1 protein-coding gene is annotated in these 2,404 nt (G+C 68.2%); it reads left to right on the top strand.

The features are described 5' to 3' along the window. On the top strand, positions 1–2,404 hold a 2,404-nt coding region (locus LQR33_RS16665; protein WP_231469790.1), incomplete at both ends, for a non-ribosomal peptide synthetase.

The following is a 2,404-nucleotide window of genomic DNA, read 5'->3' as shown; positions in this document are numbered from 1 at the left end:
CGGCTTCGTCGCGGCGGAGGCGGCGACCGGCCGGCATTATTTGCAATTGTTGTTCCACCACTTGGCGATCGACCATACCGCGCTGGAAACCATGCTGCAGGAGATCAGCCTGCTTCAGCAAGGAAGACAGGCGGAATTAGGGCCGACGACACCATTCCGGCAGTTCGTGGCGCAGGCGCGGCTGGGCGTGGGCGCGGCGGAGCACGAAGCCTATTTCCGCGCGCAGCTGGGCGAGGTGGACGAGCCGACGCTGCCGTTCGGCCTGCAAGGCTATCTGGGAGATGGCGGCGACATCGAAGAGGCGCGGCTCAATCTGTCGCCGGAGCTGGCGGGCCAATTGCGGCAGCAAGCGCGGCGTCTGGGCGTCAGCGTGGCCTGCCTGGCCCACCTGGCCTGGGGCCAGGTGCTGGCGCGGGCGTCGGGGCGGACGCAAGTGGTGTTCGGCACGGTGCTGTTCGGCCGGCTGCAAGGCGGGGCGGGAGCGGACCGGGCGCTGGGGCTGTTCATCAACACGCTGCCGCTGAAGCTGGAGATCGGCGGGGCGACGGCGCGGGAGGCGGTGAAGCAGACGCAGCAGGCGCTGACTTCGCTGCTGCGGCACGAACACGCGTCGCTGGCGCTGGCGCAGCGCTGCTGCGGGGTGGCGGCGCCGCAGCCCTTGTTCAGCGCGCTGCTGAACTATCGGCATAGCGTGGAGGACGACGTAGCCGCGCTCGATTGGGAGGGCATTGAAACGCTGGCGAGCGAAGAGCGGACCAACTATCCGCTGACGCTGTCGGTGGATGATCTGGGCATCGGTTTGGCGCTGACGGCGCAGACGCTGGCGAGCGTGGGGGCGGCGCGGGTGTGCGCGATGATGGAGACGGCGCTGGCGTCGCTGGCGGCGGCGCTGGCGTTGGACAGCGGCGAGGCGGTGCGCAGACTGGACGTGCTGCCGGCGGCGGAGCGCCGGCAACTGTTGGAGACGTTCAACGACACGGCGGCGGACTACCCGCGCGGCGAACTGATCCATCGCTTGTTCGAAGCGCAGGCGGCGTCGCGGCCGGAGGCAGAAGCGTTGCGTCACGGCGAGGCGAGTCTGAGCTACGGCGAGTTGAACCGGCGCGCCAACCAGCTGGCGCATCGTCTGATCGGCTTGGGGGTGGGGCCGGAAGCGCGGGTGGGCATCTGCGTGGAGCGCGGGCTGGACATGGTGGTGGGCTTGCTGGGCATCTTGAAGGCGGGCGGCGCGTATGTGCCGCTGGACCCGAGCTATCCGGGGGAGCGGCTGAGCTACATGCTGGAGGACAGCGCGCCGGCGATGGTGCTGACGCATTCGGGGCTGGCGGCCAAGGCGGCAGGAGCGGTGCCGAGGTTGCTGCTGGACGCGGCGGATGAGCAGGCCCGGCTGTCTGCGCTTAGCGGGGAAAACCCGTCGGTGGCGGGGCTTGGCGGCGACAACGCGGCGTATGTGATCTACACCTCGGGCTCGACCGGCCGACCCAAGGGTGTGGTTAGCCTCCATGCCGGGGTGTGTCATGTGGCCAGCCAGCAGGCGGACATCGCCGGGTTTGGGGCGGGAAGTCGCGTGCTGCAATTCGCCTCTTTCAGTTTCGACGCCAGCGTTTGGGAGTGGGTAAGCGCTTTGATCCACGGGGCATGCCTGTACCTGTATCCGCGTGAAGAGTTGATGCCGGGCGAGCCTTTGTTGCAGACGTTGAACCGGGATCGGATCAGCCATGCGCTCTTGCCGGCCTCCGCCTTGCAGATGATGGAGGCGAATGCTGTCGTGCAGCGGATGAGCTTGCTGGTCGGCGGCGAGGCCTGCCCGGTGGGCTTGGCTGAATCGTGGGCGGCGCAGCACAGGCTGCAGAACGTGTATGGTCCGACCGAAACCACAATTTTTGTGACGGCCCAGCCATGCGCGACGAACATGAATGGACGGCTGCCGATAGGCAGGCCCATCGCCAATACCTATGCCCGCATTTTGGATACGCACGGCCAACTGGCGCCGCTCGGGGTGGCGGGTGAAATCCATATCGGCGGGGTCGGGGTGGCGCGCGGCTACCTGAACCGTCCGGAACTGACGGCGGAACGCTTCATCGCCGACCCGTATAGCGCCGATCCGCAGGCGCGGCTGTACAAGACCGGCGACCTGGGGCGCTGGCTGCCGGACGGCAGCATCGAATACCTGGGCCGCAACGACTTCCAGGTGAAGATCCGCGGTTTCCGGATCGAGCTCGGTGAAATCGAAGCCAAGCTGGCGGCCTGCGCCGGGGTGAAGGAGGCGGTGGTGCTGGCGCGGGAAGACGCGCCGGGCGACAAGCGGCTGGTGGCCTATTTGACGGCGCAGCCGGGCGCGACGCTGGAGGCGGGCGCGTTGCGGGCGGCGCTGTCGCAGGAGCTGGCGGAGTACATGGTGCCG

The sequence above is a fragment of the Chromobacterium piscinae genome (assembly GCF_021129175.1).
Classification (GTDB): domain Bacteria; phylum Pseudomonadota; class Gammaproteobacteria; order Burkholderiales; family Chromobacteriaceae; genus Chromobacterium; species Chromobacterium piscinae.
Note: the sequence above shows the minus strand (reverse complement) of the source record. Positions and strands in the feature narration are given on the sequence as shown.